Raw genomic sequence first — 4,958 nt, 5'->3', positions numbered from 1 at the left:
GATCTGTGGCCGCGCTGGTCGAGCCGTTGCGGGACCGGCTCGTGCGGCACGTGGTCGAGCGGGGGGTGCGGGACCCGGACCGGGGTGCGCTGTCCCGGCTCACCCAGCAGGTGGAAATCGCCCGGGACACCTTCGCCGGACTCGTCATGGTGTCGCGCTCGTTCGTGTTCACCGCCGCCGGAGCCCTGATCGGCCTGTTCTCGCTCGCGCCGGCGCTGCTCCTCGTGGTGGCGCCGCCACTCGCCGCGGGCGTGGCCCTGTTCGCCCTGACACTGCGGCCGCTGACCCACCGTCAGGAGGCCTTCCTCGTGGCCGACGAGGAACTCGCCGCCCAACTCGGCACGATCTGCCCGGGGTTGAGGGACATCACAGCCGCCGGCGCCGAGGACCAGGTCGCCGCCGACGCGGGGGCACGCATCGCGGCCGAGCAGTGCGCCGCAAGGTCCCTGGCCCGCTGGGGCGTCCTGCGGGTGGTGGCCCTGGCGATCGGCGGACAGCTCCCGATCGTCCTCCTGCTCGCGACCGCACCCTGGCTCCTCGCCCACGGGGTCACACCCGGCGCGCTGGTGGGCGCCCTCGCCTATGTCACGCAGTCCCTGCTCCCGGCCCTCCAGAACCTGATCCACGGCCTGGGCACGAGCGGCTCCCGGCTGGCGGTCGTCCTCCGCCGGCTCGCACCGGATACTCCGGCACCCGCCAAGTCCTCGGCACTCGCGAATGCCCCCGCTCCGGACACGGCACCCGCACCGGGGCCCACACCGCCCGGCCGCCCTCCCGCCGCCGTCACCCTCTCCTCCCTCACCTTCGCCTACGGCCCCGCCAGCGAGCCGGTGATCGACGGCCTCGACCTGTCCGTCCCCCACGGCACCCACCTGGCGATCGTGGGCCCCAGCGGCATCGGCAAGTCCACGCTCACCGCCCTCATAGCCGGGCTCCTCGCACCGACCGGAGGCTCCGTCGGCACAGGCCCGGCGCCCGACCGCCCTGTACCCGACGTCTCTGGGCCCGACCACCCCGGGCGCCCAGTCCGCGTACTGATCCCGCAGGAGGCGTACGTCTTCACCGGGACGCTCGCCGAGAACCTCGGCCAACTGCGGCCGGACCGGGTGCCGGAGCGGGAGTTGCTGGCCGCGGCCGAGGCCGTCGGGCTGAGCGCTCTGCTCGACCGGCTGGGCGGGCCGACGGCCGAGGTCGACCCGGGAGCCCTGTCGTCGGGCGAGCGCCAGCTCATCGCGCTGACCCGCGCCTACCTGGCGCGAGCCTCCCTCGCCCTGCTGGACGAGGCGACCTGCCACCTGGACCCGGCGGCCGAGGAGCGCGTGGAGCGCGCCTTCGCCCGGCGGGGCGGCACGCTCGTGGTCGTGGCGCACCGCATCAGCTCCGCCCTCCGCGCCGACCGGGTACTGGTCATGGACGGCCGACGGACCGCGTACGGCAGTCACGACGACCTGATGGAGCGGTCCCCGCTCTACCGCGATCTGGTCGGTGCCTGGTCGCCGGTCGGCGGAACCCCGGACACTCCTTCCGCTCCGGCCGCCCACCGGCCGGAGGCGTCACACCCAGCCCTCCCCCTGCGAGATCCGGATGGCGTCGACGCGGTTGCGGGCGCCGGTCTTCCGCGTGATCGCCGCCATGTAGTTCCGTACGGTCCCGTTGGACAGGTGGAGGCTTCCGGCGATCTCCGCGACGGAGGCGCCCTCGGCGGCCAGTGAGAGCACGCTCAGCTCCCTGCTGGTCAGCGGCATCCGGGCGGCCCTGAGGAAGCCGAAGCCGAGCGAGTCGTCGACGAAGCGTTCGCCCGCGGCCACCCGTCGTATCGCGGAGACCAGCCGCTCCGGTGAGCCCTCCTTGTCGACGTAGCCGAGCGCCCCGGCGTCGAACGCGCGCCGCAGGAGACCGGGTCTTCGCGCCGTGGCCAGGACCAGCAGCCGGGGGTCCGTCGTGCCCCGGCCGCACAGGTCGCCGAGCGGCGGCATCTCGTGCGAGTCGACGCGTTCGAGATCCGCCGCGCAGACGTCGGGCCGCAGCGATCGGGCGCTCCCGGGCGCGCCGCGCCACTCGGCGTCGAACACCGTCAAGTCGGACACATGGCGCAGCCACTCCGCCAGGACCGACCTCACCAGACACACGTCGTGCACCAGAAGCACCCGGATCACGTCCGTCCCTTCCGCCCTCCGCCTGCCGATTCCTTCGTGCTCTGCGCGTGTGCCCAATGACAGGCGCGTCCCACTTCTCTCCTGTCCCGGGCGTGAAGAACCGGCCATGGTCGGTGACCGAGGCGAAATGGTCGGTGACCATGGCGTCGAGGCCGGTGGCCATCGCATCCCGAGGCCCCCTCGCCGTGCGGGAACCGCCCTCCCGAGGGAGCCTTGTGCCCTGGGCTCCTTCGCGTGTCCGTGGGAGGAGGTGGTCGGCGTGTCCGACTGGCAGGCGTCCGGGCAGGACCGGGACGCCGCCCCGCCGCCGGTCGGCCGGCCGCTGCTGTCGCTGACGCTCGCCGCGCTCATGGACGACGTGCACGCGCACTCGGGCGCGGTGTATTTGCTCACCCCCGGCGAGCCGGTCCTTGAGATGGCGGTGATGGCCGGGCTGCCCAGGGCCTTCGCGGCACCCTGGGAGCGGGTGGGCCTGAGCGCGCCGATCCCGGTGGCGGAGGCGGCGCGCGACCGGCGGCTCGTGTGGGTGGGCGGCGAGGAGGACATGGCCCGCCACTATCCGCGGATCGCCGTCGTCCTGCCGTACCCGTTCGCGCTGGCCGCACTGCCGGTGGCGACCGACAGGGCCACCTTCGGGGCGGTCTTCGTGACCTGGCCTGGCTCGCACCCCGCGGAGCTGTCCGACCGGGAGCGGGACCATCTCACCGCAGCCTGCGACCGGCTCGCACTGCGCCTGGAGCGGGCCGTCGAGGAGGGCCGGCCGATCCGTCCGGAGCCCGATCTGATCGCCCCGGCGTCGGTGGCGACGGTGGCCGGAACACTCGGCACGGTGGAGGCGGCGCGGATGGTGGCGCGGCTGCCGTACGGGCTGTGCGCGCTCGATCTGCACGGCCGGATCAGCTTCGCCAACGCGGCGGCGGGCGACCTGCTCGGCCTGCCGGTCAGCGGGCTCCTTGGCACCCAGCTGTGGGCGACCGTGCCGTGGCTCAACGATCCGGTCTACGAGGACCGCTACCGGGCCGCGCTGCTCAGCCAGCAGGCGACGTCTTTCGTGGCGCTCCGGCCGCCCGCGGACTGGCTGTCGTTCCGGCTCTATCCCAGTACGAACGGGCTGAGCCTGCGCATCACCCGGGCGCGCGCCGTGGCGCGGGAGGGCCCCGCGGGGTTCCGGCACGCGGACACCGGCACGCGCCTCGTGACCATCTCGCAGGTGCTGAGCCTGGCCGGGGCGCTCACCGAGGCGGTCGGTGTGCAGGACGTGGTGCAGCTGGTCGCGGACGAGATCGCGCCCGCCGTCGGCAGCCAGGCGCTGGTGCTCCTCGGCACCCAGGCGGACCGGCTGCACGTCCTCGGCCACCGCGGCTATCCCGATCCGCATGTCGTGGAGCGCTTCGACGGGATGCCGCTGACCGAGCAGACTCCCGGGGCGCACGCCCTGAGAAGCGGTGTGCCCGCCTTCTTCGACTCCCGTCAGCAGCTGGAGCGCCTCTACCCGGCCCGGAACTCCACGCCCGACGGCATGGCGGCCTGGGCGTTCCTGCCGCTCATCGCGTCCGGGCGGCCGGTGGGCACCTGCGTCCTCGCGTACACCGATCCGCATGCCTTCCCGGCCGACGAGCGTGCCGTTCTGACCAGCCTCAGCGGACTGATCGCGCAGGCGCTGGAACGGGCCCGCCTCTACGACGCCAAGCACCAGCTGGCGCACGGTCTGCAGGCCGCGCTGCTGCCGCACTCACTGCCGTCCCTGCCCGGCATCGAGGCGGCCGCCCGCTATCTGCCCGCGACACAGGGCATGGAGATCGGCGGGGACTTCTACGACCTCCTGCCGACGGGCGGCGAGGGCGCGACGGGCGGCCAGGCCGCGGCGGTGATCGGGGACGTGCAGGGCCACAACGTCACCGCGGCCGGCCTGATGGGGCAGATCCGTACCGCCGTACGTGCGTACACGACCGTCGGCCAGCCACCCGGGGAGGTCATGAGCAGCACCAACCGGCTGATGATCGACCTGGGTACGGAACTCTTCGCGAGCTGTGTCTATCTGCGTCTGGACCCGGCGCACGGGCAGCTCGTGATGGCCCGGGCGGGGCATCCACCGCCCCTGCTGAGAAAGCCGGACGGCAAGGTACGGGTCCTCGACCTGGCCGGCGGGCCACTGCTCGGCATCGACCCTGCCGCCACCTACCCGACGACCGACGTCGCTCTGCCGCCCGGGTCGCTGCTCGCCCTCTACACCGACGGGCTGATCGAGTCCCCCGGCGTCGACATCGAGGACGCACTGGCCGGCCTGGCCCAACGCCTCAGCGAGATCGGCGACCGCCCCCTCGACGAGGTCGCCGACTCCCTGGTGGAACACAGCGGAACGGCAGAACAACGGGTGGACGACGTGGCACTACTCCTGCTCCGAGCCCGCCCAGCCCCCTGAGGGGCGCGGGGAACTGCGCGCCCAGCCCCCACGACCCGCAGACGACACACCACCTCAAACCAGCCCCACACAAGAGCGGCCCGGCCCCCTGGGGGACCGAGCCGCTCCAACGAACTGGCAAGCGTTACCGACGTACGTTCAGATCACTGGTTGTTCGTGAGACCCGACTCGTCGTCCACGCCGTCGCCGTTCTGGTCATTGACGCCGCCGACCTGCTCCTCGCCGCCGACCTCTTCGCCGCCGATCGCGTCACCACCGGCACCGGCTTCCTCACCGGCACCGGCCTCTTCGCCAGCACCGGCCTCTTCGCCAGCACCAGCCTCTTCGCCGGCACCAGCCTCTTCGCCGGCGCCGGCCTCCTCGCCGGCACCCGCGTCGCC

The 4,958-nt window shown here is 73.4% G+C and carries 2 protein-coding genes and 2 pseudogenes; 2 read left to right on the top strand and 2 right to left on the bottom strand.

All coding sequences use genetic code 11. The features are described 5' to 3' along the window. Positions 1–146: 146 nt before the first annotated feature. Positions 147–1,229 (top strand): annotated as a pseudogene (locus tag O3Q52_RS48825) (ATP-binding cassette domain-containing protein); the annotation flags it as partial. 324 nt (positions 1,230–1,553) lie between these two features. Here the strand turns inward: O3Q52_RS48825 and O3Q52_RS48820 are convergent. Further along, positions 1,554–2,156, bottom strand: coding sequence for a response regulator transcription factor (locus tag O3Q52_RS48820; protein WP_269654886.1), 603 nt, complete (start codon positions 2,154–2,156; stop codon positions 1,554–1,556). A gap of 250 nt (positions 2,157–2,406) precedes the next feature. Here O3Q52_RS48820 and O3Q52_RS48815 point away from each other — a divergent pair, with 250 nt between their 5' ends. Further along, positions 2,407–4,578 carry a SpoIIE family protein phosphatase gene (locus O3Q52_RS48815; protein ID WP_269654885.1) on the top strand — a complete coding sequence of 724 codons (2,172 nt, stop codon included), beginning with the start codon at positions 2,407–2,409 and terminating at the stop codon, positions 4,576–4,578. 143 nt (positions 4,579–4,721) lie between these two features. Here O3Q52_RS48815 and O3Q52_RS48810 read toward each other — a convergent pair. After that, positions 4,722–4,958 (bottom strand): annotated as a pseudogene (locus O3Q52_RS48810) (hypothetical protein); the annotation flags it as partial.

This window comes from Streptomyces sp. ActVer (assembly GCF_027270795.1).
GTDB lineage: Bacteria > Actinomycetota > Actinomycetes > Streptomycetales > Streptomycetaceae > Streptomyces > Streptomyces umbrinus_A.
Note: the sequence above shows the minus strand (reverse complement) of the source record. Positions and strands in the feature narration are given on the sequence as shown.